At 61.5% G+C, this 24,497-nt stretch carries 28 protein-coding genes and 1 tRNA gene; 22 read left to right on the top strand and 7 right to left on the bottom strand.

Features of this window, described 5'->3' with window-relative positions; genetic code table 11:
* Nucleotides 1–38: 38 nt before the first annotated feature.
* Nucleotides 39–1,484: a lytic transglycosylase domain-containing protein gene (locus ACPFMA_RS18630; protein WP_009400252.1), complete on the bottom strand. Its 1,446-nt coding sequence runs from the start codon at nucleotides 1,482–1,484 to the stop codon at nucleotides 39–41.
* A gap of 100 nt (nucleotides 1,485–1,584) precedes the next feature.
* Complete coding sequence (gloB, locus tag ACPFMA_RS18625; RefSeq protein WP_425930609.1) at nucleotides 1,585–2,364, bottom strand: hydroxyacylglutathione hydrolase; 780 nt, start codon at nucleotides 2,362–2,364, stop codon at nucleotides 1,585–1,587.
* 79 nt (nucleotides 2,365–2,443) lie between these two features.
* On the opposite strand from gloB, the gene ACPFMA_RS18620 reads away from it, so the two are divergent.
* From ACPFMA_RS18620 to ACPFMA_RS18595, 6 genes are all read left to right on the top strand, one after another.
* Nucleotides 2,444–3,238, top strand: coding sequence for a methyltransferase domain-containing protein (locus tag ACPFMA_RS18620; RefSeq protein ID WP_425928439.1), 795 nt, complete (start codon nucleotides 2,444–2,446; stop codon nucleotides 3,236–3,238).
* Nucleotides 3,235–3,681 carry a ribonuclease HI gene (gene rnhA, locus ACPFMA_RS18615; protein ID WP_009400248.1) on the top strand — a complete coding sequence of 149 codons (447 nt, stop codon included), beginning with the start codon at nucleotides 3,235–3,237 and terminating at the stop codon, nucleotides 3,679–3,681. The genes ACPFMA_RS18620 and rnhA overlap by 4 nt, the downstream gene beginning before the upstream one ends.
* 86 nt (nucleotides 3,682–3,767) lie before the next feature.
* A complete protein-coding gene (gene dnaQ / locus ACPFMA_RS18610) occupies nucleotides 3,768–4,514 on the top strand; it encodes a DNA polymerase III subunit epsilon (RefSeq protein ID WP_009400247.1) in 747 nt (248 codons plus the stop codon).
* An 87-nt stretch (nucleotides 4,515–4,601) separates the two neighbouring features.
* Nucleotides 4,602–6,857 carry an Orn/Lys/Arg decarboxylase N-terminal domain-containing protein gene (locus tag ACPFMA_RS18605; protein WP_425928438.1) on the top strand — a complete coding sequence of 752 codons (2,256 nt, stop codon included), beginning with the start codon at nucleotides 4,602–4,604 and terminating at the stop codon, nucleotides 6,855–6,857.
* Between the two features lie 58 nt (nucleotides 6,858–6,915).
* Nucleotides 6,916–7,485, top strand: coding sequence for an SPOR domain-containing protein (locus ACPFMA_RS18600; RefSeq protein ID WP_425928437.1), 570 nt, complete (start codon nucleotides 6,916–6,918; stop codon nucleotides 7,483–7,485).
* Nucleotides 7,486–7,585: 100 nt separating this feature from the next.
* Nucleotides 7,586–8,011, top strand: coding sequence for a GTP pyrophosphokinase (locus tag ACPFMA_RS18595; protein ID WP_425928436.1), 426 nt, complete (start codon nucleotides 7,586–7,588; stop codon nucleotides 8,009–8,011).
* A gap of 2 nt (nucleotides 8,012–8,013) precedes the next feature.
* On the opposite strand, the gene ACPFMA_RS18590 is transcribed toward ACPFMA_RS18595, so the two are convergent.
* On the bottom strand, nucleotides 8,014–8,703 hold the full coding sequence (locus ACPFMA_RS18590; protein ID WP_009400241.1) for an endonuclease: 690 nt from the start codon (nucleotides 8,701–8,703) through the stop codon (nucleotides 8,014–8,016).
* A gap of 5 nt (nucleotides 8,704–8,708) precedes the next feature.
* On the bottom strand, nucleotides 8,709–8,954 hold the full coding sequence (locus tag ACPFMA_RS18585; RefSeq protein WP_064301770.1) for a DUF1654 domain-containing protein: 246 nt from the start codon (nucleotides 8,952–8,954) through the stop codon (nucleotides 8,709–8,711).
* Between the two features lie 381 nt (nucleotides 8,955–9,335).
* Here ACPFMA_RS18585 and ACPFMA_RS18580 point away from each other — a divergent pair, with 381 nt between their 5' ends.
* From ACPFMA_RS18580 to rbsK, 5 genes are read left to right on the top strand one after another with little or no spacing between them, the layout of a single operon-like run.
* On the top strand, nucleotides 9,336–10,283 hold the full coding sequence (locus ACPFMA_RS18580) for a sugar ABC transporter substrate-binding protein (RefSeq protein ID WP_425928435.1): 948 nt from the start codon (nucleotides 9,336–9,338) through the stop codon (nucleotides 10,281–10,283).
* Nucleotides 10,280–11,824: a sugar ABC transporter ATP-binding protein gene (locus tag ACPFMA_RS18575; RefSeq protein WP_425928434.1), complete on the top strand. Its 1,545-nt coding sequence runs from the start codon at nucleotides 10,280–10,282 to the stop codon at nucleotides 11,822–11,824. The genes ACPFMA_RS18580 and ACPFMA_RS18575 overlap by 4 nt, the downstream gene beginning before the upstream one ends.
* On the top strand, nucleotides 11,821–12,810 hold the full coding sequence (locus tag ACPFMA_RS18570; RefSeq protein ID WP_064301767.1) for an ABC transporter permease: 990 nt from the start codon (nucleotides 11,821–11,823) through the stop codon (nucleotides 12,808–12,810). The genes ACPFMA_RS18575 and ACPFMA_RS18570 overlap by 4 nt, the downstream gene beginning before the upstream one ends.
* 4 nt (nucleotides 12,811–12,814) lie before the next feature.
* Nucleotides 12,815–13,837, top strand: coding sequence for a LacI family DNA-binding transcriptional regulator (locus ACPFMA_RS18565; protein ID WP_064301766.1), 1,023 nt, complete (start codon nucleotides 12,815–12,817; stop codon nucleotides 13,835–13,837).
* 9 nt (nucleotides 13,838–13,846) lie between these two features.
* Nucleotides 13,847–14,755, top strand: a complete 909-nt coding sequence (gene rbsK, locus ACPFMA_RS18560; protein ID WP_064301765.1) for a ribokinase — start codon at nucleotides 13,847–13,849, stop codon at nucleotides 14,753–14,755.
* Here the strand turns inward: rbsK and ACPFMA_RS18555 are convergent.
* Nucleotides 14,700–14,960 carry a hypothetical protein gene (locus ACPFMA_RS18555; protein WP_009400229.1) on the bottom strand — a complete coding sequence of 87 codons (261 nt, stop codon included), beginning with the start codon at nucleotides 14,958–14,960 and terminating at the stop codon, nucleotides 14,700–14,702. The two genes, rbsK and ACPFMA_RS18555, sit on opposite strands and share 56 nt — an antisense overlap.
* A gap of 183 nt (nucleotides 14,961–15,143) precedes the next feature.
* Between ACPFMA_RS18555 and ACPFMA_RS18550 the strand changes: the two genes are divergently transcribed.
* Together ACPFMA_RS18550 and ACPFMA_RS18545 are read left to right on the top strand one after the other, a co-directional pair.
* Complete coding sequence (locus tag ACPFMA_RS18550; protein ID WP_425928433.1) at nucleotides 15,144–15,446, top strand: hypothetical protein; 303 nt, start codon at nucleotides 15,144–15,146, stop codon at nucleotides 15,444–15,446.
* Between the two features lie 135 nt (nucleotides 15,447–15,581).
* Nucleotides 15,582–15,902, top strand: a complete 321-nt coding sequence (locus ACPFMA_RS18545; RefSeq protein WP_064301763.1) for an I78 family peptidase inhibitor — start codon at nucleotides 15,582–15,584, stop codon at nucleotides 15,900–15,902.
* 59 nt (nucleotides 15,903–15,961) lie between these two features.
* Here the strand turns inward: ACPFMA_RS18545 and ACPFMA_RS18540 are convergent, their stop codons facing one another.
* Together ACPFMA_RS18540 and ACPFMA_RS18535 are read right to left on the bottom strand one after the other, a co-directional pair.
* On the bottom strand, nucleotides 15,962–16,174 hold the full coding sequence (locus ACPFMA_RS18540) for a cold-shock protein (RefSeq protein WP_064301762.1): 213 nt from the start codon (nucleotides 16,172–16,174) through the stop codon (nucleotides 15,962–15,964).
* A 150-nt stretch (nucleotides 16,175–16,324) separates the two neighbouring features.
* Nucleotides 16,325–16,633 carry a hypothetical protein gene (locus tag ACPFMA_RS18535; protein ID WP_064301761.1) on the bottom strand — a complete coding sequence of 103 codons (309 nt, stop codon included), beginning with the start codon at nucleotides 16,631–16,633 and terminating at the stop codon, nucleotides 16,325–16,327.
* 369 nt (nucleotides 16,634–17,002) lie between these two features.
* On the opposite strand from ACPFMA_RS18535, the gene thrS reads away from it, so the two are divergent.
* The 9 genes from thrS (at nucleotide 17,003) to ACPFMA_RS18490 (ending at nucleotide 24,470) form a co-directional block, all read left to right on the top strand.
* Nucleotides 17,003–18,925 (top strand): threonine--tRNA ligase, encoded by a 1,923-nt coding sequence (gene thrS / locus ACPFMA_RS18530; protein WP_009394043.1) that lies wholly within the window; start codon nucleotides 17,003–17,005, stop codon nucleotides 18,923–18,925.
* Nucleotides 18,925–19,476, top strand: coding sequence for a translation initiation factor IF-3 (gene infC / locus ACPFMA_RS18525; RefSeq protein ID WP_170395068.1), 552 nt, complete (start codon nucleotides 18,925–18,927; stop codon nucleotides 19,474–19,476). Before thrS ends, infC begins: the two co-directional genes overlap by 1 nt.
* A gap of 60 nt (nucleotides 19,477–19,536) precedes the next feature.
* Nucleotides 19,537–19,731: a 50S ribosomal protein L35 gene (rpmI, locus tag ACPFMA_RS18520; protein WP_009394045.1), complete on the top strand. Its 195-nt coding sequence runs from the start codon at nucleotides 19,537–19,539 to the stop codon at nucleotides 19,729–19,731.
* 28 nt (nucleotides 19,732–19,759) lie between these two features.
* Nucleotides 19,760–20,116, top strand: a complete 357-nt coding sequence (rplT, locus tag ACPFMA_RS18515) for a 50S ribosomal protein L20 (protein ID WP_009394046.1) — start codon at nucleotides 19,760–19,762, stop codon at nucleotides 20,114–20,116.
* A gap of 107 nt (nucleotides 20,117–20,223) precedes the next feature.
* Complete coding sequence (gene pheS / locus ACPFMA_RS18510; protein ID WP_009394047.1) at nucleotides 20,224–21,240, top strand: phenylalanine--tRNA ligase subunit alpha; 1,017 nt, start codon at nucleotides 20,224–20,226, stop codon at nucleotides 21,238–21,240.
* A 35-nt stretch (nucleotides 21,241–21,275) separates the two neighbouring features.
* On the top strand, nucleotides 21,276–23,651 hold the full coding sequence (gene pheT, locus ACPFMA_RS18505) for a phenylalanine--tRNA ligase subunit beta (protein ID WP_425928432.1): 2,376 nt from the start codon (nucleotides 21,276–21,278) through the stop codon (nucleotides 23,649–23,651).
* Nucleotides 23,652–23,654: 3 nt separating this feature from the next.
* Nucleotides 23,655–23,957, top strand: coding sequence for an integration host factor subunit alpha (gene ihfA / locus ACPFMA_RS18500; RefSeq protein WP_009394049.1), 303 nt, complete (start codon nucleotides 23,655–23,657; stop codon nucleotides 23,955–23,957).
* A complete protein-coding gene (locus tag ACPFMA_RS18495) occupies nucleotides 23,938–24,294 on the top strand; it encodes a MerR family transcriptional regulator (RefSeq protein ID WP_009394050.1) in 357 nt (118 codons plus the stop codon). Before ihfA ends, ACPFMA_RS18495 begins: the two co-directional genes overlap by 20 nt.
* Before the next feature lie 99 nt (nucleotides 24,295–24,393).
* A tRNA-Pro gene (locus ACPFMA_RS18490) sits at nucleotides 24,394–24,470 on the top strand.
* Nucleotides 24,471–24,497 lie beyond the last annotated feature (27 nt).

The following is a 24,497-nucleotide window of genomic DNA, read 5'->3' as shown; positions in this document are numbered from 1 at the left end:
TGGCGTCTGGCGCCGCAGTCGGGCGGCGCCTTCCTTTATCAATGAGGCAGGTAGACGGTGAGTGTCTGGCCTGGCTTCAAAGCCTGGCCGCTGCGCGGATTCCAGCGCTTGAGATGTTGCATCTCGACATTGAAGCGTTTGGCGACCAGGTACAGCGAATCACCCTTGCGCACCTTGTACTGGGTGGCGCGCTGCTTGTTGCCGGCAGCAGGTGCCGACTTCGTGGTCGAGGCCAGCTTGATGGCCGGCTGGCTGCTGTTCATGACCAGGGTCTGGCCTGCGCTCAGGCGGTTGCCCTTGAGCTTGTTCCAGCGTTGCAGGTCCTTGACGCTGACCCGGTTGGCCTTGGCGATGCTGCCCAGGCTGTCGCCACGCTTGACCTTGTAGCGCACGCTACGTGCAGGCGGGGTTTCAGCTTCGGCGAGGGCGGCCTTGAACACTGCGGCCTGGGGTTGCAGGGCGAGCAGTTCCTCGGGCTTCATGCTCGACAGGCTGCTGGTCAGCAGTTGTGCCTTGGCAGTGGGCACCAGCAACTGCTGGGGGCCATCCACGGTCATGCGTTTCTTGAAGGCAGGATTGAGCTGGAACAGCTCGTCCTCGTCGATCTCGGCCAGGGCGGCGACCCGCGACAGGTCGAGGCGGTCCTTGATGGCAACGGCCTCGAAATAGGGTTCGTTGGCGATCGGATTGAGATTGACCCCGTAGGCCTCTGGCGTCAGCACCACCTGGGACAGGGCCAGCAGCTTCGGCACGTAGTCGCGAGTTTCCTGGGGGAGCGGCAGGTTCCAGTAGTCGGTCGGCAGGCCAAGCCGTTCGTTGCGCTCGATGGCCCGGCTGACCGTGCCTTCGCCGGCGTTGTAGGCGGCCAGGGCCAGCAGCCAGTCGCCGTTGAACATGTCGTGCAGGCGGGTCAGGTAGTCCAGCGCGGCGTTGGTCGACGCGGTGATGTCGCGGCGGCCATCGTAGAAACGGGTCTGGCGCAGGTTGTAGTGACGCCCTGTGGAGGGAATGAACTGCCACAGTCCGACCGCGTGGGCACGGGAATAGGCCAGTGGGTTGTAGGCGCTCTCGATTGCCGGCAACAGGGCCAGCTCCAGCGGCATTTCGCGTTCTTCGAGGCGCTCGACGATGTAGTGGATATAGAGGCTGCTGCGGTCGCCAGCGGTCTCGAGGAAACTCGGGTTGCTGGCAAACCACAGGCGCTGCTGCTCGATACGCGGGTTGACGCCGATATCGTCCTGCAACTGGAAGCCCTGGCGGATGCGCTCCCAGACGTCCTGCGGCGCCTGCTCGGCGGGCTTGGCCTGGACGAACACAGGCTTGTGCTTCACGCGGGGCTGGACGTGCATGCGAACGGCTTCGTTGTCGCCCATTTGACTGGTGCTCTGGCAGCCCACGAGGGTGGCTGTCAGGCCGAGCGCGACGGCCTGTGCAAGGCGCGTCATGGCGACGGTGGTGAAGGTTCTGCGGCGATTGGACGACATTGGCTGGGACAGAGTTCCGGGCGAAAATGTCGGGCGATTCTAGAAAGCGCCCCCAGGCGGGTCAACCTTTCAGAACCGGCCGGTCATCAAGCGGCAATCATCAGAACTTATCCTTCCATGCCCTCAGCCCAGCAAAAACAGCACTTGGCGTAGGGTTTAAGGCGCCTGTCCGTTCGTCTGCTTTTTCTTTAACGGATGTTTCTTCCACCCGCAAAAAAGGGTTGGTCAGGCGTTCCAGGGCGATGGTCGAGGGCAAGGTGATGCGATTTTCCGAACGCAAGCGGGAAACTTCTTCGAACCGTGCCAGAACCTGCTGGTTGGCCGGCTCGACGGCACAGGCAAAACGCAGGTTGCTCAGGGTGTATTCATGTGCGCAGTACACCAGCGTCGTTCCCGGCAAGGCAGCCAGACGTTGCAGTGAGTCGTGCATCTGCTGCGGCGTGCCTTCGAACAACCTGCCGCAGCCGGCTGCGAACAGGGTGTCGCCGCTGAACAGCAAGGGCGTGGCGGGCTGGTCGCTGAAGTAGGCGATGTGCCCGAGGGTGTGGCCGGGAACCGCGAAGACCCGGAAGTCGGTATCCAGGACCCGTACCACCGCGTTGTCTTCAAGGGCCAGGTCGCGTCCGGGAATGGCTTCGCTGGCCGGCCCGCAGACCCGAGCACCGGTGGCCGCCTTCAGGGTTTCGACACCGCCGGTATGGTCATGGTGATGATGCGTTACGAGGATATCCTCCAGGCGCCATCCGGGATGCTGCCCGAGCCACTCCAGCACCGGTGCCGGATCGCCCGGATCGACTACTGCGCAGCGGCGGCTTTCGGCGTCCTGCAACAACCAGATGTAGTTGTCATTGAAAGCGGGCAAGGCTTCTATCTGTATCATCGAGCGATTCGCCAAACGTGGGACAAGGGTGCATCTTAGTAGCTATGTGTTCCATCGAGAACCTTCAAGGGAGAATGCAATGACCGATCAAGCCTTCGCCCACGCCGATCCGCAATGGCTCGAACTGATCAGCCTGGCCCGCGACTGGTTCGCCGGCCCCTTGGGGCAACTGATGCTCGCCGAGGAGCAGCGCCTGCTCGAGGACGAACTGGGCCGTTATTTTGGTGGCTATCTGGTCCATTACGGGCCTGGCGCCGAGCCGCCCCCCACGGCCCCTCAGGTGCAGCGCAACGTGCGGCTCGGTGCGCCACTGCCGGGAGTCGAAATCGTTTGCGAGGAGCAGGCCTGGCCGCTCAGCGAACATGCGGCCGACGTGGTGGTACTGCAACACGGCCTGGACTTTTCCCTGTCGCCCCACGGCCTGCTCCGCGAAGCGGCCAGCAGTGTGCGCCCCGGAGGGCACCTGCTGATCGTCGGCATCAACCCCTGGAGCAGTTGGGGCATTCGTCGTGTATTCGCCCACGATGCCTTGCGCAAGGCTCGCTGCATCTCGCCGTCGCGGGTTGGCGACTGGCTCAACCTGCTGGGGTTCGCGCTGGAGAAACGCCGGTTCGGGTGCTATCGTCCGCCGCTTGCCTCGCCGGCCTGGCAAGCCAGGTTGGCGGGGTGGGAGCGTCTTGCCGGGCGCTGGCAGGGCTCCGGTGGCGGGGTCTACCTGCTTGTCGCGCGCAAGATGGTGGTCGGCCTGCGACCGTTGCGCCAGGAGCGCCGCGAGCCGATGGGCAAGCTGCTGCCGCTGCCGCTGGCCAAGGTCAATCGCCAGTCGCCCCACCCGGAAGGCAGACCTTTCAACGATGAAAAAGGCTGTACATGAGCGATAGCGTCGAGATCTACACCGATGGTGCCTGCAAGGGCAATCCCGGCCCCGGCGGGTGGGGCGTCCTGATGATCTACAAGGGGGTCGAGAAGGAGCTCTGGGGTGGCGAGCGGGAAACCACCAACAACCGCATGGAACTGATGGCGGCCATCAAGGGCCTGGAGGCGCTGCGTCGCGAGTGCGAGGTGCTGCTGGTGACCGACTCCCAGTATGTGATGAAAGGCATCACCGAGTGGATGACCAACTGGAAGAAACGGGGCTGGAAGACGGCCGCCAAGGAACCGGTGAAGAACGCCGATCTCTGGCAGTTGCTCGACGAGCAGGTCAACCGGCACAAGGTCAAGTGGCAATGGGTACGCGGCCATATCGGCCATCACGGCAACGAACGTGCCGACCAGTTGGCCAATCGCGGAGTCGACGAGGTCCGCGGCATGCGCTGAGGCGCCTGCCGATGAATCTCCGGGACGCAAGGGCGAAGCTGGGTTAAGATTCGCCGCTTTCAGCAACACGGCAGGAGATCACCGGCGTGGATTTGCAAAACAACAGGTCGGTAGTCCTCGATACCGAAACCACCGGTATGCCGGTGACCGATGGCCACCGGGTCATCGAGATCGGTTGTGTCGAACTGATCGGGCGGCGTCTGAGCGGGCGTCACTTTCACGTCTATCTGCAGCCGGATCGTCCAAGCGACGAGGCTGCCATTGGCGTTCACGGCATTACCGACGCCTTCCTGGTGGGCAAGCCGCGTTTCGCTGAAGTCGCCGACGAGTTCTTCGAGTTCATCCAGGGCGCGCGCCTGGTCATCCACAACGCATCGTTCGACGTTGGCTTCCTCAACAATGAATTCGCCCTGATCGGCCAGCAGGATCGCGCCGACCTGTCGCAGCATTGCGAGATTCTCGACACCCTGATGATGGCCCGCGAGCGCCATCCGGGTCAGCGCAACAGCCTCGATGCCTTGTGCAAACGCTACGGCATCGACAACTCCGGTCGTGAACTGCACGGCGCCTTGCTCGACTCCGAGTTGCTCGCCGATGTCTTCCTGGCGATGACCGGTGGCCAGACCAGCCTGTCGCTGGCTGGCACCGAGGGCGAGGGTGAAGGTGCGGCGAACCAGGGCAGCGAGATCCGCCGGCTGCCCGCCAGCCGGCAGGCCGGACGTATCATCCGCGCCACGCCCGAGGAACTCGAAGCCCACCTTGCCCGCCTCGAAGCGGTAGCCAAGTCCGCCGGTGCCCCGGCCCTGTGGCAGCAACTGGCGCAGGGCAACTGAGGCATTTCCCGCGCGCCATCGCGGCGACCTTCTACCCTGAGATGAACGGCCCACGAGGCCTGTCGCAGGAAGAAGGTAACGCCGCTCATGTACAAGGACCTCAAGTTTCCCGTTCTCATCGTTCACCGTGACATCAAGTCCGACACCGTGGCCGGTGACCGTGTCCGTGGCATCGCCCAGGAACTGGCCCAGGACGGTTTCACCATCCTCAGCGCCATCGACTACGCCGAAGGTCGCCTGGTCGCCGCCACCCATCACGGCCTCGCCTGCATGCTGATCGCCGCAGAGGGCGCCGGCGAGAACACCCATCTGTTGCAGAACATGGTCGAGCTGATTCGCCTGGCCCGCTCCCGTGCGCCCCATTTGCCGATCTTCGCCCTGGGCGAGCAGGTCACCCTGGAAAACGCCCCCGCCGATGCAATGAGCGAGCTGAACCAGTTGCGCGGCATCCTGTACCTGTTCGAAGACACCGTGCCTTTTCTCGCTCGCCAGGTTGCCCGCGCTGCGCACAATTACCTCGACGGCCTGCTGCCGCCATTTTTCAAGGCGCTGGTGCAGCACACCGCGCAATCCAATTACTCGTGGCATACCCCGGGCCACGGTGGCGGCGTAGCCTATCGCAAGAGTCCGGTAGGGCAGGCGTTTCACCAGTTTTTCGGGGAGAACACCCTGCGCTCCGACCTCTCGGTTTCCGTGCCGGAACTGGGCTCGTTGCTGGACCACACGGGCCCCTTGGCAGAGGCCGAAGCCCGCGCCGCGCGCAATTTCGGTGCCGACCACACGTTCTTCGTGATCAACGGCACTTCGACGGCGAACAAGATCGTCTGGCATTCGATGGTGGGCCGCGATGACCTCGTGCTGGTGGATCGCAACTGCCACAAGTCGGTGCTCCACGCGATCATCATGACCGGCGCGATTCCCCTGTACCTGTGTCCGGAGCGCAACGAGCTGGGCATCATCGGGCCGATTCCACTCAGCGAGTTCAGCCCCGAGTCGATCCAGGCCAAGGTCCTTGCCAGTCCGCTCGCCAGGGGGCGTGAGGCGCGGGTCAAGATGGCGGTGGTGACCAACTCCACCTATGACGGCTTGTGCTACAACGCCGAGATGATCAAGCAGACCCTTGGCAACAGCGTCGAGGTCCTGCATTTCGACGAGGCCTGGTACGCCTATGCGGCCTTCCACGAATTTTTTGCCGGACGCTACGCCATGGGCACCTCGCGCAGCGCCGAAAGCCCGCTGGTGTTCAGTACCCACTCCACCCACAAGCTGCTTGCCGCCTTCAGCCAGGCATCGATGATCCATGTGCAGGATGGCGGTCGTCGACAGCTGGACCGCGACCGTTTCAATGAAGCGTTCATGATGCACATTTCCACCTCGCCGCAGTACAGCATCCTGGCGTCTCTGGATGTGTCCTCGGCGATGATGGAAGGGCCGGCGGGGCGCTCGCTGCTTCAGGAGATGTTCGACGAGGCCCTGAGCTTCCGGCGCGCCCTGGCCAACCTGCGCGAACACCTTGGTGCCGACGACTGGTGGTTCAGCGTCTGGCAGCCGCCGCGGGTCGAGGGCATCCATCGTGTCGCCACGGAAGACTGGCTGCTCGAGCCCCAGGCGCAGTGGCACGGCTTCGGTGATCTCGGCGAGGACTACGTGCTGCTCGACCCGATCAAGGTGACCCTGGTCATGCCCGGCCTGGATGCGGCGGGAAGCCTGGATCGCAATGGCATTCCCGCGGCGGTGGTCAGCAAATTCCTCTGGGAACGCGGCCTGGTGGTGGAAAAGACCGGGCTCTACTCCTTCCTGGTGCTGTTTTCGATGGGGATCACCAAGGGCAAATGGAGCACGTTGCTCACCGAACTGCTGGAGTTCAAGCGCAGCTACGATGCCAATACCGAGCTGGCCCACTGCCTGCCGTGCGTCGCCAGCCTGGATCCGCAGCGTTACCGTGGCATGGGGTTGCGTGATCTATGCGATCAGCTGCATGCCTGTTATCGCAGCAATGCTACTGCCAAGCAGCTCAAGCGCCTCTACACCCGGTTGCCGGAAGTGGTGATGAAACCGTCCATGGCCTACGACAAGCTCGTTCGCGGTGAAGTGGAGGCGGTTCCTATCGAGCAGTTGCTGGGCCGTGTCGCCGCGGTGATGCTGGTCCCGTATCCACCGGGCATTCCGCTGATCATGCCTGGTGAGCGCTTCACCGAGGCGACCCGGTCGATCATCGATTACCTCGCTTTCGCGCGGGCTTTCGACACCGGTTTTCCCGGATTCGTCGCCGACGTGCATGGTTTGCAACATCAGGAAACAGATGGTGGGCGGGTGTACACCGTGGACTGCGTCAAGGAGTAGCGGACCGGGAGTGTGGCCGGGTGCTAGAATCCGCCGCTTGAATTCAGGAGGTAAGCGCGTGCGCAAAGTGGCGGTGGTAATGGCAGTGCTGGCCCTGGCCGGCTGTGACAACGATGCCGAGCGGGTGCACAAGCAGGTCGCCGAGCACCTGCAGAATCCGAAGACGGCCAAGTTCGCCAACGTGCGGTTCAATACCAAGGGCGATATCTGTGGCCAGTTCCGCGGCAAGGACGATAACGGCAACTACCTGCCATACCGCAGCTACGTAGCGATCAAGAACGGCGCGGATTACAACATCATCATCGACGAAACCGGCAACGACTTGCGTATCCGGGAAGTCTGCGGTGGTGCTGACCTGCAGCGTCGTGCCGATGCCCTCGCCAACGACCCGGCACCGCAGGGGTGGGATGTGGAAATCGTCCAGGGGCCGAACATGGGGGCGTTGAGCGATATCACCGCGCGCCTGATCGAGAAGGGCATCCCGTCCTCGGTGGTCTACCGTGACGGCAAGCCTGTGGTCCTTCTCGGGCCGTTCATGGAAAAGGCCGAGGCCGTGGCCAGCAAAGACGATGTAATGGCACGCCTGGGCACTGACTCGGTGGTCATCCAGCACGGCGCCCCGCGATAATCCTTTGTGTAATGTCCTCTGGAACGGTATTGGCGCATTGTCGGTCTATGCTCATTGATAGAGGTATTTCAATGAGTGCGGCAACGGTGAGGAGGGGGCCATGTCCACGCTGGAGCGAGCCATTACGGTTGCAGCCCGTGCCCATGAAGGGCACCGTGACAAAGGCGGCGCTGCGTACATCCTGCATCCATTGCGGGTGATGCTGCGGGTTTCGACTACCGAGCAGCGCATCGTCGCAGTGCTGCACGAGGTGCTTCAGGATTCACCCATGACCCTGTCCGATCTGGCGCGCGAAGGCTTCGCCCTGAAGATCCTCGCTGCGGTGCAGGCGTTGAGTCCACGGTGCGATGAAAGCGACGAGGAGTTCGTTACCAGGATCGGCAGTGACCCGCTGGCCCGGGCAGTCAAGCTGGCGGACCTGGCCGATGAAAGCGATCCGGGCCGCATCCAGGTTGCAGGCCCTGCCGACATTGCCCGACTGCAGCGTTGCCAGCAGGCCAGTGCCTATCTACAGACGCTGGCCTGACTTCAACTGCAAGCCTTGAGATCAACCGGGCCGACGAATTCGTTGCCGTGGCCCATTACGCACGCTACGCGCTGGTTGCGTTGGCGCTCCCAGGCCTGCGCCGGATAGGTCTTGTTCCAGGCTTCGTACAACTGGCGGTCTTGCCTGGACAAGCGCAGGTCATATTGCTTGCTCATGTAGAAGTAGGTGCGCGCGATCATTCCTCGAATGGAAGGGCGCGGCATGACCTTTTTCGCCTTGAAATCCACCTGGGTCAGGCACGAACCATATTGTCCGTGTTGCTCGGGCAGCCAGCCGAAAGCGAAGTTGCTGCGATCACCATTCACCTCGCCGATGCTCGGCACCAGGTTGTGCAGGTCGGCTTCTGCACGCTGGTACAGGGTATCGTTGCGCGAACAGTTCTTGCGTCCACCGCTTTGCCAGCATTGGCGCTGATGACCGATCTGCCAGGCCGGCACTATGTGCTCCCACTCGATCCGCGAGGCGCGGTTGGCATTCTTGCGCGGGACGTAGCCACAGCCAGCAAGGTCCACCTTGTTCCCGGTGTACTTGCAACCGCAATAGAACTCCGTCGATTGCGGGGCGTACAAGCGCCAGGCGATCTTCTTCGCTTCGCTGAAAGTCCGGGGTGCGTCTGCGTGGGCGGTGAGGCTGAACAACAGGCAGCTGGCTGCCAAAAACGTGAATCTCATCCGCGTCAGTCTTCCTTCGGCACCGTCCAGAAAATCTGCACGCCGCCATCGTCGCGATGGGCGAGGGTGACGTTGTCGTTCTCTGCTATTTCCTCGAGCAGGGTTTCCCAGTCGTCCGAGGACTCCTGTTCGAGGCGAAAGATCAGCGCCGCCTTCGAGCGCTGGGCGGTCGGGGAATTGATGATTTTCTGGATGCGCACGCCGAGTTGCTCATAACTGCTGGCTGGCGTGGTAGCGGAGGGAGTAGCCACGAAAGTGTTCCTTGTTTTTGCTGTATGTGCATACAGTATTTAACTGTAGGATTTTTCGCAACAGCTAGTCGGTTCGAAGAGGGTGTATGACTGCTTCGCCGCAGTTTTGCTGCATCGGCGGCAAAACAATTTTCAATGCGCGTTCGCATAGCTCATGTAGGACTCCGCGAAAGCTGGCCCTCTGCCCGAAATCGAAAAGGCACTTTGTTCCCTCTGGAATTCCGGGCTATTGAAAGTTTGGATTTCCAGGCGTTTGAGCGACAATTCCCCGGATATCGTCGCGTGGCGGCTGCCTATTTGACAAAGCCCTGTGCCGCTTTCATAGTTGCGTACAGCAAACGTTTGCTATCCGATAAAAAAGCAAAAAACGGAGTGAACTTCATGCATTTGCCTTCCCTTGGACGGATCCGGGCCTTGGCCGTACTCGCCGTTCTTTTCACTGCTTCCGTCGCCTGCGCCGAAGACCGCCCCAAGGTTGCCCTGGTCATGAAGTCCCTCGCCAACGAGTTCTTCCAGACCATGGAGGATGGCGCCAAGGCCTATCAGAAAGAACACCCGGATGACTTCGAGCTGGTGTCCAACGGCATCAAGGACGAATCCGATACTGGCGCGCAGATCCGTATCGTCGAGCAGATGATCGTCTCCAGGGTGGATGCCCTGGTAATCGCACCTGCCGATTCCAAGGCACTGGTGCCAGTGATCAAGCGCGCCATGGATGCCGGCATCATCGTGATCAATATCGATAACCGCCTCGATCCCGGGGTGCTTGCGAGCAAGCAACTCAGCGTGCCCTTCGTCGGGCCGGACAACCGCAAGGGCGCGCGTCTGGTCGGCGACTACCTGGCGAGCAGGCTCAAGGCCGGTGACGAGGTCGGCATCATCGAAGGAGTGCCGACTACCACCAATGCGCAGCAACGTACCGCCGGCTTCCAGGACGCGATGGAGGCAGCGCAGATGAAGGTTGTCTCGGTACAGTCCGGCAACTGGGAAATCAACAAGGGCAATGCCGTTGCGTCGGCGATGCTCAACGAATACCCCAATCTCAAGGCCTTGCTTGCAGGCAACGACAGCATGGCACTGGGCGCGGTCTCGGCGGTGCGCTCGACGGGGCGTAGCGGTCAGGTTCAGGTGGTGGGGTACGACAACATCAAGGCCATTGCGCCGATGCTGGCCGACGGGCGTGTGCTCGCCAGCGCCGACCAGTATGCCGCCCGACAGGCAGTATTTGGCATCGAGGCGGCGTTGAAGATGCTCAACGGCGAAAAGCCAGAGGTGGATGGCGACAATGTCATCCAGACGCCGGTCGACCTGGTGGTCGGCAAACAATGAGCACCGACGTGCTACTGACCGTCAGCGGGGTAGGCAAGACCTACGCCCAGCAGGTGCTTGGCGGCATCGACCTTACCCTTCGGCGCGGCGAGGTAGTGGCGCTTACCGGCGAGAATGGCGCGGGCAAGAGTACGCTGTCGCGGATCATCGCCGGCCTGGAACCGGCCAGCGCCGGAAGCATGGAGTTCCAGGGGCGTCCCTACCAGCCAGGCAGTCGCACTGTTGCCGAGCGCCTGGGTGTACGAATGGTGATGCAGGAACTCAACCTGCTGCCGACCCTCAGCGTTGCGGAAAACCTGTTCCTCAACCAGTTGCCCGGACGCTTCGGCTGGATCGATCGCAAGCGCCTGCGGCGCCAGGCCGGGGTGGCCATGGCGCGCATGGGGCTGCAGGCTATCGATCCGGATACGCCGGTGGCAGAGCTGGGCATAGGCCACCAGCAGATGGTGGAGATCGCCCGCAACCTTATCGGCGACTGCCATCTGCTGATTCTCGACGAGCCCACTGCCATGCTCACGGCGCATGAGGTTGAACTGCTTTTCGAGCAGATAGAGCTCCTGCGTGAGCGCGGAGTCGCGGTGCTTTATATCTCCCACCGATTGGAAGAGCTCAGGCGCATCGCGCAACGTATCGCGGTGCTGCGCGATGGCCAGCTGGTCTGCGTCGAGCCGATCCTGCGCTACAGCAGCCAGGAGTTGCTCAGGTTGATGGCGGGGCGGGAGCTGGTCGAGCATATCCAGGCGCCGGATCGGCGGATTGGCGAGCCGTTGCTGCGGGTCCGCGGCCTGGGGCGAGGAGAAAAGGTCGTCGATGTTTCGTTCGAAGTGCGGGCTGGCGAGGTCTTCGGGTTGTTCGGCCTGGTGGGCGCAGGACGTACCGAACTGCTGCGCCTGATCTACGGCGCAGACCCTGCCGATCACGGCACGCTGGAGGTGGGCCGGCCACTGCGGAAATGCCGCATCGATTCGCCGATGGCGGCGGCGCGTCTTGGCATTGCCCTGATCAGCGAGGACCGCAAGGGCCAGGGTCTGCTTCCGGGCGAGTCGGTCAGTGCCAACCTGGTCCTGGGGAACCTCGCAGCGGTATCCCGCGCGGGTATGGTGAGCCAAAGCGCCGAGCGGGCTCTGGCCGAACGGTGCATCGCTGCCCTGGGCATACGTAGCGCAGGATCGGAGCAGTTGGTCAGGGAGCTGTCCGGCGGTAATCAGCAGAAGGTCGTGATCGGCCGATGGCTCGAACGGGACTGCCAGGTGTTGTTGTTCGACGAACCGACCCGGGGCATCGACGTCGGCGCGAAGCTGGATATCTATCATCTGCTTGCCGAACTGACTCGCCAGGGCAAGGCGCTGGTGGTGGTATCCAGCGACCTGCGCGAGTTGATGCTGGTATCCGACCGTATCGGTGTGCTCAGTGCGGGGCGGCTGGTGAGTACCTTCGAGCGGGGCGACTGGAGCCAGGACAACCTGCTGGCTGCGGCCTTTTCCGGCTATCACGAACCTGAAGCGCTGTCGTCCGCGGCAGCGCCGGGAAATGCGCCATGAAGACATCCTCCCTGGGTACTGCGCCGACGGCCAAGCGTGCCCCCGGTCGGCTTGCGTTCGGCACCTGCTTCGGCCTTGCAGGTGCCCTGCTGGGCATGGTTGCCCTGTTTTCCCTGCTCAGCAGCCATTTCCTGTCCTACGCGACCTTCAGCACGCTTGCCAACCAGATTCCCGATCTGATGGTGCTGGCGGTAGGCATGACGTTCGTGCTGGTCATCGGCGGAATCGATCTCTCCGTCGGCTCGGTGCTGGCCCTCGCGGGTTCGGTGGTGAGCGTCGCCATGCTGGGTTGGGGCTGGAGTGTATTGCCGGCAGCCTTGCTGGGCATGGGCAGTGCGGCCCTGGTCGGCAGCCTTACCGGATCCATCACCGTAGCCTGGCGTATTCCTTCCTTCATCGTATCCCTTGGTGTGCTGGAGATGGCCAGGGGTGCTGCCTATCAACTGACCGATTCGCGCACTGCCTATGTCGGGGATGCCCTGGCCTGGTTGTCCGATCCCATCGCCTTTGGCATTTCGCCGTCGTTCCTGATTGCCCTGGCTGTGATCGTGTTGGCCCAATTGGTGCTGGTGCGTACGGTCTTCGGCCGCTATCTGGTCGCAATCGGCACCAATGAAGAGGCCGTGCGCCTGGCCGGGGTCGATCCCCGTCCCTACCGGATCCTCGTGTTTGCCCTGATGGGGTTGCTTGCCGGCCTGGCGGCATTGTTCCAGGTCTCCCGGCTGGAGGCGGCCGACCCCAATGCCGGCTCCGGCCTGGAGCTGCAGGTCATCGCCGCCGTGGTGATCGGTGGTACCAGCCTGATGGGCGGGCGTGGCTCGGTGGTCAGTACGTTCTTCGGCGTACTGATCATTTCCGTGCTGGCGGCGGGGCTGGCGCAAATCGGGGCGTCGGAGCCGACAAAGCGCATCATTACCGGAGCGGTCATCGTGATCGCCGTGATTATCGACACTTATCGCAGCCGGCGCACAAGTCGGTGGAATTGAAAGCATGGCAACCATAAAAGACGTAGCGGCACTGGCTGGAATTTCCTATACCACCGTGTCCCATGTGCTGAACAAGACCCGGCCGGTCAGCGAGCCGGTGCGTTTGAAGGTCGAGGCCGCGATCGCCGAACTCGACTATGTGCCCAGTGCAGTGGCACGCTCCCTCAAGGCCCGCAGCACCGCAACCATCGGTCTGCTGGTGCCCAATAGCGTCAACCCGTATTTTGCCGAGCTGGCCCGGGGAATCGAGGATGCCTGCGAGCGGAACGGCTATTGCGTCATTCTGTGCAATTCCGACGACAACCCGAAAAAGCAGCGCAGTTATTTGCGGGTGCTGCTGGAAAAGCGCATCGACGGCCTGATCGTGGCTTCGGTAGGGGAGGAGCGCGATCTGCTCGAGAGCCTGTCAGGTGTGCGAACCCCCATGGTCATTCTCGATCGCGAGCTGGAGGGGGTGGACGCCGATCTCGTGCGCATCGACCACGAGCAGGGAGCCTACCTGGCGACCCGACACCTGCTTGATCTGGGGCACGTGGATATCGCCTGCATCAATGGCCCGGCGCAGACCAGCGTGGCGAAGATGCGCCTTGCCGGCTTCCGGCGGGCCCTGGCTGAAGCGGGGGTGAGCTTGCCCGAGGGGCGGGTGCTCAGCAGTGAGTTCACCAGCCTTGGTGGTTATGGTGCGGCAGCCCGCCTGCTCGCCGGCGACCGCCCGACGGCGATCTTCGCCGGCAACGACATGATCGGCATGGGTGTATTGCGCGCTGCTGCCGAGCGTCATATCACGGTGCCGGGCGAGTTGTCGGTGATCGGTTTCGACGATATCCAGATGTGCCAGTACGTCTATCCGGCGTTGACCACGGTCGGGCAGTCCATCCGTGACCTTGGCGAGATGGCTGCGTCGATGCTGTTGCGGCGCATAGTGGCTGCTGGAACGCTACCTGTGGAACAGCGGATCGTCGCGCCGAAGATCGTCCTGCGCGAGTCTACCGGGCGCAGTCCTGACCTGTTCGGCGCAGAGGGCTGAGGGCGCATCATGCAGGGCAGGGTTGTGGTGATCGGCAGTCTCAACATGGACCTGGTGACTCGCGCACAGCGTCTGCCACGAGCAGGGGAGACCCTGGCGGGAGAATCTTTCACCACGGTCCCCGGGGGCAAGGGGGCGAACCAGGCGGTCGCCGCTGCAAGGCTCGGGGCCGAGGTGGCGATGATCGGTTGTGTCGGTGATGATGCCTATGGCCAGTCGCTGCGCGAGGGCCTGATTGCAGAGGGTATCGACTGTCGAGCGCTCGAGGTGGTTGCCGGCATGTCCAGCGGTGTGGCGTTGATCGTGGTGGATGCAGCCAGCCAGAACACCATCGTCATTGTCGCGGGCAGCAATGGTTGCCTGTCCTCTCGCTTGATAGAACGTTTCGACGCGATGCTGCAGGGGGCGGATGTGGTCGTCTGCCAGATGGAGGTACCGCCGGATACCGTGGCATTTGCCCTTGCACGAGCGCGGCAACTGGGCAAGACGGTGATTCTCAATCCTGCGCCGGTCGACGGTCCATTGCCCGTGGAGTGGCTGGCCTCCGTCGACTACCTGATTCCCAACGAAAGCGAGGCGGCGGCCCTGACCGGCCTGCCCGTGGACGACCTGTCCTCGGCGCAGGAGGCAGGCCGGCATCTACGCGGCCTGGGCGCGGCTCGGGTGATCGTTACACTGGGGGCGCAAGGCGCGGTACTGGTCAGTGCCCGGGGAAGCGAGCATTTCGCCGCGCCAGTGGTGCAAGCAGTCGATACCACGGCGGCCGGCGATACCTTCGTCGGTGCGTTCGCGGCGGCTTTGGCTCGCGGCTGCACCGAGCATGAGTCGATTCTTTTTGGCCAGCGTGCTGCTGCGATTTCCGTTACTCGCGCAGGGGCCCAGCCGTCGATTCCTCGTCTGGAAGAGCTCGGTGGCTGACGTCATGGGGATGAGCAGCCAGCGGGTCGTTCCGGTAGCGCTCGAAGACCTGGTCGATGAAGAGGCGGGCGGCATCGCTACCCATCTCCTTGACCAGCAGGTCGATTGCGATAAGGCTCAGTTCTTCCGCTGTTCCCGGGCTATAGGCGCTCTGTCCTTCAGGCCATTTGACCTTGATGTCGGCATCGATGCTGTGGCTGGTCATGGAGATCTCACGGTTGCCGTTTTATTGAAAGCATGCCGCTGGTTCCAGGGTCCCTGTGCTTGCATGACCGGGTTCGGTGCGGTGCTTTCAGTTTAACCGTGTTCCAGGGGAGGTCGCTCTGCGACTTAGGCATAAGGATGCCGACATGGCAAACTATCGGTATTTCTCCGGCAGGACCGCGGCATGACCATCGATCTCAACGACCCCCGGCAATTCACCCTCGACAACGTCCGGCAGTTGCTTGCCAGCGGCAATCCGATGAAGCACAACCAGTTGCGTGTCAGTCGAGCGGGGCAGGCCTGGTTGTCCGAAGTGGTTGGCGGCGCGCAGCTGGATGGCTTGCTGTTCCGGCTGGAAACCTGGGCAGCCGGTTCCGGCTGTGTAGGGGCGGCGGCTGCGGAAGATGACAGGTGGGTCTGGCAGGTGTTCAAGGTCCTGCAGGATAACTGGCCAAGGCCTGTCAGCGACTATATCGATCTCTACTGAAACAATTGGTGCAAATTCCAGACACTATTGTCATTTTTCCTGGGCCTGTTGCTCAGGCAAACTGACCCGCTTTTGCAACAATCGGAATCAGATGCTGTCGGATTGAACAGCATTCAGCATCCCTTAGGAGGATTCATGTTTCATTTGCGTGCGTCACTGGTGAGCCTTTTGGCTGCCGCCGTTCTGGCAGGCTGCAGCAGCGGCGGCAGTGTATCGAAGACACCCGAGCCGGTGGCTCCTGCGAACACTGATGGCCGTTGCGACGCTGGCAATGCCGGGTTTGTCGTTGGCAAGCCTGCGTCTGCCGACCTGCTGGAGCAGGCGCGCAAGGCAAGCGGCGCACAGTTGGCGCGTATCCTGAAACCTACCGATGCGATCACCCTGGAGTATCGCTCCGAGCGGTTGAACCTGCATGCCGATGACAAGGGCATCGTCAATCGCGTCAATTGCGGCTGATTTGTTGCGCCAATAAAAAAACCCGTCGCAAGCGACGGGTTTTTTCATTCGGCAGAGGGTTACTCTGGACGAACCTGTGCAGCCTGCATGCCTTTCTGGCCTTTCTCGGCCACGAAGGATACGGTCTGGCCTTCTTTCAAGGATTTGAAGCCGTCGGATTCGATCGCCTTGAAATGGACGAACAGGTCATCGCCGCCGCCTGCAGGAGTGATGAAGCCGTAGCCTTTCTCATCGTTGAACCATTTAACGGTGCCGTTTTGGCGATTGGACATGGGGTGTATCTCCAGAAACTAGATTTTCGGTAGTGCGGTGTCGCCGAGAGCCAACAGGATGCACTTGATCATCATAGTCTAATTATTCGCAAGTGGTGGCTTTTAGCTTCATCGAATGCTGATCTGGCGCAAGATTGAGCCGGATCAGCCTCACTGTTTAGGCGCGCAGGCGGCTTTCACAGCTGCCTGGGCCCTGTCCCTCAGCTTGGCGTCTACGCCGGCCTTGCTGTCCAGTTGCTCGATTTCCGCAGTGGTGAAGTTCTTCTCGATGGCGTTTGCACCGCATTTGCAGTGCTCATCCGCCTGGGCGGCGGTGACACCTTGCTGGCTGCTGGCAACCTGTACGCACTGATCCATGTATTCGCCTTTCTTGCCTGCGGGCCATGGTCCGGCATTGGCGGCCAGGGGCAGCAGCAGGGATCCGGCGGCAGCCAGTGCAAGAAGAGAATGAAGTCGCATAACCAGGCACTCCTTGGGTTTCGGTCTCATGGAAGAGTAGGACGCTTCAATGACTCTGAGCGGGAAAAAACCGCTGGAGTTCACTGAACGGTCTTTTTTCCAAATATTTCTCCTTGTCGGGGGTTCAGCGGGCCGCAGCGCTCGATCCCTGTGCTAGGATGCCCGGCTCGGGTTCGCTGGGCTTATGCTTCGCGCGTCCCGTACCCACTTATTTCTGTTCCAGTCACTCTGGTTCGTTCCCTGGCAGGCATCCGACTTCTGCCACTGTGAGGCAGGCCTTCCGCAAGGAAGGACAGGGGCGAATCGCGTACTGGCTCATCCCAACCCACGTGACCTTTGGTAGGGGTCACCACTAGGAGAGGAGGCGCCATGCCCGTAATTACTCTTCCCGATGGCAGTCAACGCACGTTCGACAAGGCGGTTACCGTTGCCGAGGTCGCTGCATCCATTGGCGCAGGTTTGGCCAAGGCCACCGTCGCCGGCAAGGTCGACGGCAAGCTGGTCGATGCCTGCGACCTGATCGAGCACGACGCTAGTCTGCAAATCATCACGCCCAAGGACGAAGAGGGGCTGGAAATCATTCGTCACTCCTGCGCGCACCTTGTTGGTCACGCAGTGAAACAGCTGTACCCGACCGCGAAAATGGTCATCGGTCCGGTCATCGACGAAGGCTTCTACTACGACATCGCCTACGAGCGTCCTTTCACGCCTGAAGACATGGCGGCGATCGAGCAGCGCATGCAGCAGCTGATCGACAAGGACTACGATGTCATCAAGAAGGTCACCCCGCGCGCCGAGGTGATCGAAGTGTTCAAGGCCCGTGGCGAGGATTACAAGCTCCGCCTGGTCGAGGACATGCCCGATGAGCAGGCGATGGGCCTGTACTATCACGAAGAATATGTCGACATGTGCCGCGGCCCGCACGTGCCGAACACCCGTTTCCTCAAGTCGTTCAAGCTGACCAAGCTGTCCGGTGCCTACTGGCGCGGCGACGCCAAGAACGAGCAGCTGCAGCGTGTCTACGGCACCGCCTGGGCCGACAAGAAGCAGCTGGCTGCCTACATCCAGCGCATCGAGGAAGCGGAAAAACGCGATCACCGCAAGATCGGCAAGCGCCTCGGCCTGTTCCACCTCCAGGAAGAAGCCCCGGGCATGGTGTTCTGGCACCCGAATGGCTGGACCCTGTACCAGGTACTGGAACAGTACATGCGTCAGGTCCAGCGCGAGAACGGCTACCTGGAGATCAAGACGCCGCAGGTGGTCGATCGCACCCTGTGGGAAAAGTCCGGACACTGGGCCAACTACGCCGACAACATGTTCACCACCCAGTCGGAAAACCGTGACTACGCGGTCAAGCCGATGAACTGCCCGTGCCACGTGCAGGTGTTCAATCAGGGGCTCAAGAGCTATCGCGAGTTGCCGCTGCGCCTGGCCGAATTCGGCGCCTGCCACCGTAACGAGGCCTCCGGCGCCCTGCACGGCATCATGCGTGTGCGCGGCTTCACCCAGGACGACGCGCATATCTTCTGCACGGAAGAGCAGATGCAGTCCGAATCGGCAGCGTTCATCAAGCTGACCATGGATGTGTACTCCGACTTCGGTTTCCAGGACATCCAGCTCAAGCTGTCCACCCGTCCCGAAAAGCGCGTCGGCTCCGACGAGCTGTGGGACCGTGCCGAGGCCGCACTGGCCGCTGCACTGGACAACGCAGGCCTGCCGTATGATCTGCAGCCGGGCGAGGGCGCCTTCTATGGTCCGAAGATCGAGTTCTCGCTCAAGGACTGCCTGGGGCGTGTCTGGCAGTGCGGTACCCTGCAACTGGACTTCAACCTGCCGATCCGCCTCGGCGCCGAGTATGTTTCCGAAGACAACGGCCGCAAGCATCCGGTGATGCTGCACCGCGCCATCCTCGGTTCGTTCGAGCGTTTCGTCGGAATTCTGATCGAGCACTACGAAGGTGCATTCCCGGCCTGGCTGGCGCCGACCCAGGCTGTGGTGATGAATATCACCGACAAACAGGCCGAATTCGCCCAGCAGGTGGAAAAAACCCTGACCAATAGCGGATTCCGTGCCAAGTCCGACTTGAGAAATGAAAAGATCGGCTTTAAAATCCGCGAGCATACCTTGCTCAAGGTTCCCTATCTCTTGGTTATTGGAGATCGGGAAGTCGAAACGCAAACTGTCGCTGTGCGTACCCGTGAAGGTGCCGACCTGGGCTCGATGCCCGTCGCCCAGTTCGCGGACTTGCTTGCGCAAGCGGTTTCCCGGCGTGGTCGCCAAGATTCGGAGTAATTACCATTAAGCGTGATATGAGACAGGATAAACGAACTGCACCGAAGGCCCCGATCAACGAGAATATCTCGGCACGCGAGGTTCGGTTAATTGGCGCTGACGGCGAGCAGATTGGCATCGTCTCGATTGATGAAGCGCTTCGTATCGCTGATGAAGCGAAGCTGGACCTGGTAGAAATTTCTGCTGACGCTGTACCCCCTGTATGCCGGGTGATGGACTACGGCAAGAGCCTCTTCGAGAAGAAGAAGCAGCAGGCTGCGGCGAAGAAGAACCAGAAGCAGATCCAGATCAAAGAAATCAAGTTTCGTCCAGGGACGGAGGAAGGGGATTACCAGGTAAAACTACGCAACCTGGTACGTTTCCTTAGTGATGGGGACAAGGCCAAGATCTCTCTGAGATTCCGTGGTCGTGAGATGGCCCACCAGGAGCTGGGCATGGAGCTGTTGAAGCGGGTCGAGGTTGACCTCGCCGAATACGGCACCGTTGAGCAGCATCCGAAGATGGAAGGACGCCAGCTTATGATGGTCATCGCCCCCAAGAAAAAGAAGTAACCACCAGGGCACGGCAGGCCTTGCGGTTATGTTTATCCACTGAATGCGGAGTATCCGAACATGCCAAAAATGAAAACCAAAAGCGGTGCCGCGAAGCGTTTCCTGAAAACCGCTTCCGGCTTCAAGCACAAGCACGCTTTCAAGAGCCACATCCTGACCAAAATGTCGACCAAGCGTAAGCGTCAACTGCGTGGTAGCAGCCTGCTGCACCCGTCGGACGTTGCAAAAGTCGAGCGCATGCTGCGCGTACGTTAATTTCGGTCAAAGATAGAGGAAGTAACTCATGGCTCGTGTAAAGCGTGGCGTCATCGCTCGTAAGCGTCACAAGAAAATTCTGAAACTGGCTAAAGGCTACTACGGCGCGCGCTCCCGCGTATTCCGTGTTGCCAAGCAAGCGGTCATCAAGGCAGGCCAATACGCCTACCGCGACCGTCGTCAGAAAAAACGTCAGTTCCGCGCTCTGTGGATCGCTCGTATCAACGCTGGTGCTCGCAACAACGGTCTGTCCTACAGCCGTCTGATCGCCGGTCTGAAGAAAGCGTCCATCGAGATCGACCGCAAGGTTCTGGCTGATCTGGCAGTGAACGAAAAAGCGGCGTTTGCTGCGATTGTCGAGAAAGCTAAAGCCGTTCTGGCTTAAGTACCCACGACAATCATCCGCCGCCGGATCCGGCGGCGGATGTTAAACGTCATAGATAGGGGAAGAGCCTGTAAGCTCTTCCCCTATTTCGTATCTGGAGTCTGTACATGGAAAACCTGGATGCGCTGGTCTCCCAAGCCCTGGAGGCTGTGGAACGCGCTGAAGACATCAATGCCCTGGAGCAGATCCGGGTTCAATTCCTTGGCAAGAAAGGCGAACTGACCCAGGTGATGAAGACCCTGGGCAACCTGCCGGCTGACGAGCGCCCGAAGGTGGGTGCCCTGATCAACGACGCCAAGGAGCGCGTCACCGAAGTGCTCAATGCACGCAAGGCCGCTTTCGAAGAGGCCGAACTGAGCGCGCGCCTGGCGGCCGAATGCATTGACGTGACCTTGCCGGGCCGTGGCCAGACCTCCGGTGGCTTGCACCCGATCACCCGTACCCTCGAACGCATCGAGCAGTTCTTCACCCACATCGGCTACGGCATCGCCGAGGGCCCCGAGGTCGAAGACGACTACCACAATTTCGAAGCGCTCAACATTCCCGGCCACCACCCGGCCCGGGCAATGCACGACACCTTCTATTTCAATGCCAACATGCTGTTGCGGACCCACACCTCGCCGGTACAGGTGCGGACCATGGAGTCTTCGCAGCCGCCGATCCGCATTGTCTGCCCGGGCCGCGTCTATCGCTGCGACTCGGACCTGACCCACTCGCCGATGTTCCACCAGGTCGAAGGCCTGCTGGTGGATCGCGACATCAATTTCGCCGACCTCAAGGGCACCATCGAGGAGTTCCTGCGGGTCTTCTTCGAGAAAGAGCTGGCGGTGCGTTTCCGTCCGTCGTTCTTCCCCTTCACCGAGCCATCGGCTGAAGTCGATATCCAGTGCGTAATGTGCAGTGGCAAAGGTTGCCGCGTGTGCAAGCAAACGGGTTGGCTGGAAGTCATGGGCTGCGGCATGGTGCACCCGAACGTGCTGCGCATGTCCGGGATCGATCCGGAAGAGTTCTCCGGCTTCGCATTCGGCATGGGCGCCGAGCGCCTGGCCATGCTGCGTTACGGCGTCAACGATTTGCGCCTGTTCTTCGACAACGACTTGCGGTTCCTCGCGCAATTTCGCTAGGTCGCGCACCCGTAACGAATCTTTAGGAGAGCAGGATGAAATTCAGTGAAAAGTGGCTGCGCGGTTGGGTCAACCCGCAGGTTTCCCGTGACGAGCTGGTGGCCCGTCTGTCGATGGCCGGACTTGAGGTCGACAGCGTGACCCCGGCCGCCGGCCAGTTCAGCGGTATCGTGGTGGGCGAGGTGCTGAGCACCGAGCAGCACCCCGACGCCGACAAGTTGCGCGTTTGCCAGGTGAGCAACGGCAGCGAGACGTTCCAGGTTGTCTGTGGTGCACCGAACGTGCGCCCGGGCCTGAAAATTCCCTTCGCCATGATCGGCGCCGAGCTGCCGGGCGATTTCAAGATCAAGAAGGCCAAGCTGCGTGGTGTCGAGTCCAACGGCATGCTTTGCTCGGCCTCCGAGCTGCAGATCAGCGACGACAACGACGGCCTGCTGGAACTGGCTGCCGATGCGCCGGTTGGCCAGGACATCCGTGAATACCTGGATCTGGACGACGCCAGCATCGAGGTCGACCTGACCCCGAACCGCGGTGACTGCCTGTCCCTGGCCGGCCTGGCCCGCGAAGTCGGCGCCCTGTACGCCGCACCGGTCACCCGCCCGGTGGTCCCTGCGGTCGCCCCTGTGCATGACGAAGTGCGCCCGGTGGAAGTGCTGGCGCCTGCCGCCTGCCCGCGTTACCTGGGCCGGGTGATCCGTAATGTCGATCTGTCCCGTCCGACTCCGCTGTGGATGGTCGAACGCCTGCGTCGCGCCGACGTACGCAGCATCGACGCTGCCGTCGATATCACCAACTACGTGATGCTCGAACTGGGTCAGCCGCTGCACGCCTTCGATCTCGCCGAGATCAATGGCGGCATCCGCGTGCGCATGGCGGAGGAGGGCGAGAAGCTGGTCCTGCTGGACGGCCAGGAAGTCACCCTGCGTCCCGACACCCTGGTCATCGCCGACCACAGCCGTGCCCTGGCCATCGCTGGCGTGATGGGCGGCGAGCATAGCGGCGTGTCCGCGACCACCCGCGACATCTTCCTGGAAAGCGCGTTCTTCGAGCCGATCTCCGTCGCTGGCAAGGCCCGTTCCTACGGCCTGCATACCGATGCCTCGCACCGCTACGAGCGTGGTGTAGACTCGCAGCTGGCCCGCGAAGCCATGGAGCGTGCCACCGGCCTGCTGCTGGAAATCGTCGGCGGTGAAGCCGGGCCGGTCATCGAGACGCTGAGCGAGCAGCACCTGCCGCAGGTTGCACCGATCACCCTGCGTGCCGAGCGCATCAGCCAGATGCTGGGCATGGAAATGGCCAGTGCCGAGGTCGAGCAACTGCTCAACGCCCTGGGCTTGAAAACCGTCGCTGGCGAAGGCCAGTGGCAGGTCGAAGTGCCAAGCCATCGCTTCGATATCAGCCTTGAAGTCGACTTGATCGAAGAGCTGGGCCGCCTGTACGGCTACAACCGCCTGCCGGTTCGTTACCCGCAAGCACGCCTGGCGCCTCAGGCCCGCGCCGAAGCCCGTGGCGAGTTGCCGGCCCTGCGCCGTCTGCTGGTTGCTCGTGGCTACCAGGAAGCGATTACCTACAGCTTCATCGATCCGAAACTGTTCGAGCTGTTCACCCCGGGTGTCGAGCCGCTGCTGCTGGCCAACCCGATCTCCAGCGACATGGCGGCCATGCGGGCGTCCCTGTGGCCAGGCCTGGTCAAGGCGCTGCAACATAACCTCAACCGCCAACAGGACCGCGTGCGCCTGTTCGAGAGCGGCCTGCGCTTCGTCGGCCAGCTGGAAGGCCTGCAACAGCAGCCGATGCTGGCCGGTGTGGTGTGCGGTAGCCGTCTGCCGGAAGCCTGGGCCAACGGCCGTGAAGGCATTGACTTCTTCGACGTGAAAGCGGATGTCGAAGCGCTGCTGAATTCCTCCGGTTCGCTGGGCGAGTTCACCTTCGCTGCCGGCAAGCACCCGGCACTGCATCCGGGCCAGACCGCGCGCATCGAGCGCAACGGTCGCGAAGTCGGTTTCCTCGGTGCACTGCACCCGGAACTGGCCAAGACCCTCGGTCTGGACCGTCCCGTGTTCCTCTTCGAGCTGGTACTGGGCGAAGTAGTGGAAGGGCGCCTGCCGAAGTTCCATGAACTGTCGAAGTTCCCGGAAGTTCGCCGTGACCTGGCCTTGATCGCGGGTCGTGATGTCGCTTCGAGTTCGGTACTTGAAGTAATTCGTGACAATGCAGGCGAATGGCTCACCGACCTCAGGCTGTTTGACGTCTACCAGGGTAAAGGTATTGATCCTGATAGAAAAAGCCTGGCAGTCGGCTTGACCTGGCAACATCCATCGCGCACTCTTAACGACGATGAGGTGAATGCCACGACCCAGAATATCCTCACCTCGCTCGAACAAAGGTTGAACACCACGTTAAGGAAATAGCGTATGGGTGCTCTGACGAAAGCTGAGATGGCAGAACGGCTGTACGAGGAGTTGGGCCTGAACAAGCGTGAAGCCAAAGAACTGGTTGAACTGTTCTTTGAAGAAATCAGGCACGCTCTTGAAGACAACGAGCAGGTCAAGTTGTCCGGCTTCGGCAACTTCGATCTGCGCGACAAACGCCAGCGTCCGGGACGCAACCCCAAAACCGGGGAAGAAATCCCGATCACGGCACGCCGCGTCGTCACCTTTCGTCCAGGGCAGAAACTGAAGGCCCGGGTTGAGGCTTATGCTGGAACCAAGCCATAACGACGAGCTCCCGCCTATTCCGGGAAAACGTTACTTCACCATTGGTGAGGTCAGTGAACTCTGTGCGGTAAAACCGCATGTGCTCCGTTACTGGGAGCAGGAGTTCCCGCAGCTCAATCCGGTCAAGCGCCGCGGAAACCGGCGGTATTACCAGCGCCAGGACGTGCTGATGATCCGCCAGATCCGCGCCTTGCTTTACGACCAGGGCTTCACCATCGGCGGCGCGAGGTTGCGCCTGTCCAGTGACGAGGCCAAGGACGATACCACCCAGTACAAGCAACTGATCCGGCAGATGATTGTCGAGCTGGAAGACGTGCTGGTGGTGCTGAAGAAATGACCCAGGCCGGGTTTTGAAAGGGTCATGAAAATAATCCTTCCAAAATTCAAAAGCTTAAGGTAGATTCTTCACCGTTCTCAGCAACACCGAGAATGTAGTCGGGGCGTAGCGCAGCCCGGTAGCGCACTTGCATGGGGTGCAAGGGGTCGAGTGTTCGAATCACTCCGTCCCGACCAAAAATCCCCGAAGATCCAGTTGCTGTA

Source organism: Pseudomonas sp. NyZ201, assembly GCF_049860765.1.
GTDB classification, from domain to species: domain Bacteria; phylum Pseudomonadota; class Gammaproteobacteria; order Pseudomonadales; family Pseudomonadaceae; genus Aquipseudomonas; species Aquipseudomonas bharatica.
The sequence above is the reverse complement of the archived record's forward strand: the minus strand, read 5'-3'. Positions and strand labels throughout refer to the sequence as shown.

What these genes read in the sequence shown, in the direction of transcription:
- pheT (WP_425928432.1), top strand. Translation starts at nt 21,276, where the DNA reads ATGAAATTCAGTGAAAAGTGGCTGCGCGGTTGGGTCAACCCGCAGGTT.
- ihfA (WP_009394049.1), top strand. Translation starts at nt 23,655, where the DNA reads ATGGGTGCTCTGACGAAAGCTGAGATGGCAGAACGGCTGTACGAGGAG.
- pheS (WP_009394047.1), top strand. Translation starts at nt 20,224, where the DNA reads ATGGAAAACCTGGATGCGCTGGTCTCCCAAGCCCTGGAGGCTGTGGAA.
- ACPFMA_RS18605 (WP_425928438.1), top strand. Translation starts at nt 4,602, where the DNA reads ATGTACAAGGACCTCAAGTTTCCCGTTCTCATCGTTCACCGTGACATC.
- ACPFMA_RS18575 (WP_425928434.1), top strand. Translation starts at nt 10,280, where the DNA reads ATGAGCACCGACGTGCTACTGACCGTCAGCGGGGTAGGCAAGACCTAC.
- ACPFMA_RS18590 (WP_009400241.1), bottom strand. Translation starts at nt 8,703, where the DNA reads ATGAGATTCACGTTTTTGGCAGCCAGCTGCCTGTTGTTCAGCCTCACC.
- ACPFMA_RS18565 (WP_064301766.1), top strand. Translation starts at nt 12,815, where the DNA reads ATGGCAACCATAAAAGACGTAGCGGCACTGGCTGGAATTTCCTATACC.
- ACPFMA_RS18570 (WP_064301767.1), top strand. Translation starts at nt 11,821, where the DNA reads ATGAAGACATCCTCCCTGGGTACTGCGCCGACGGCCAAGCGTGCCCCC.
- rnhA (WP_009400248.1), top strand. Translation starts at nt 3,235, where the DNA reads ATGAGCGATAGCGTCGAGATCTACACCGATGGTGCCTGCAAGGGCAAT.
- ACPFMA_RS18495 (WP_009394050.1), top strand. Translation starts at nt 23,938, where the DNA reads ATGCTGGAACCAAGCCATAACGACGAGCTCCCGCCTATTCCGGGAAAA.
- gloB (WP_425930609.1), bottom strand. Translation starts at nt 2,364, where the DNA reads ATGATACAGATAGAAGCCTTGCCCGCTTTCAATGACAACTACATCTGG.
- ACPFMA_RS18535 (WP_064301761.1), bottom strand. Translation starts at nt 16,633, where the DNA reads ATGCGACTTCATTCTCTTCTTGCACTGGCTGCCGCCGGATCCCTGCTG.
- ACPFMA_RS18630 (WP_009400252.1), bottom strand. Translation starts at nt 1,484, where the DNA reads ATGTCGTCCAATCGCCGCAGAACCTTCACCACCGTCGCCATGACGCGC.
- ACPFMA_RS18550 (WP_425928433.1), top strand. Translation starts at nt 15,144, where the DNA reads ATGACCATCGATCTCAACGACCCCCGGCAATTCACCCTCGACAACGTC.
- ACPFMA_RS18545 (WP_064301763.1), top strand. Translation starts at nt 15,582, where the DNA reads ATGTTTCATTTGCGTGCGTCACTGGTGAGCCTTTTGGCTGCCGCCGTT.
- rbsK (WP_064301765.1), top strand. Translation starts at nt 13,847, where the DNA reads ATGCAGGGCAGGGTTGTGGTGATCGGCAGTCTCAACATGGACCTGGTG.
- rplT (WP_009394046.1), top strand. Translation starts at nt 19,760, where the DNA reads ATGGCTCGTGTAAAGCGTGGCGTCATCGCTCGTAAGCGTCACAAGAAA.
- ACPFMA_RS18620 (WP_425928439.1), top strand. Translation starts at nt 2,444, where the DNA reads ATGACCGATCAAGCCTTCGCCCACGCCGATCCGCAATGGCTCGAACTG.
- ACPFMA_RS18595 (WP_425928436.1), top strand. Translation starts at nt 7,586, where the DNA reads ATGTCCACGCTGGAGCGAGCCATTACGGTTGCAGCCCGTGCCCATGAA.
- thrS (WP_009394043.1), top strand. Translation starts at nt 17,003, where the DNA reads ATGCCCGTAATTACTCTTCCCGATGGCAGTCAACGCACGTTCGACAAG.
- ACPFMA_RS18555 (WP_009400229.1), bottom strand. Translation starts at nt 14,960, where the DNA reads ATGACCAGCCACAGCATCGATGCCGACATCAAGGTCAAATGGCCTGAA.
- ACPFMA_RS18580 (WP_425928435.1), top strand. Translation starts at nt 9,336, where the DNA reads ATGCATTTGCCTTCCCTTGGACGGATCCGGGCCTTGGCCGTACTCGCC.
- rpmI (WP_009394045.1), top strand. Translation starts at nt 19,537, where the DNA reads ATGCCAAAAATGAAAACCAAAAGCGGTGCCGCGAAGCGTTTCCTGAAA.
- ACPFMA_RS18540 (WP_064301762.1), bottom strand. Translation starts at nt 16,174, where the DNA reads ATGTCCAATCGCCAAAACGGCACCGTTAAATGGTTCAACGATGAGAAA.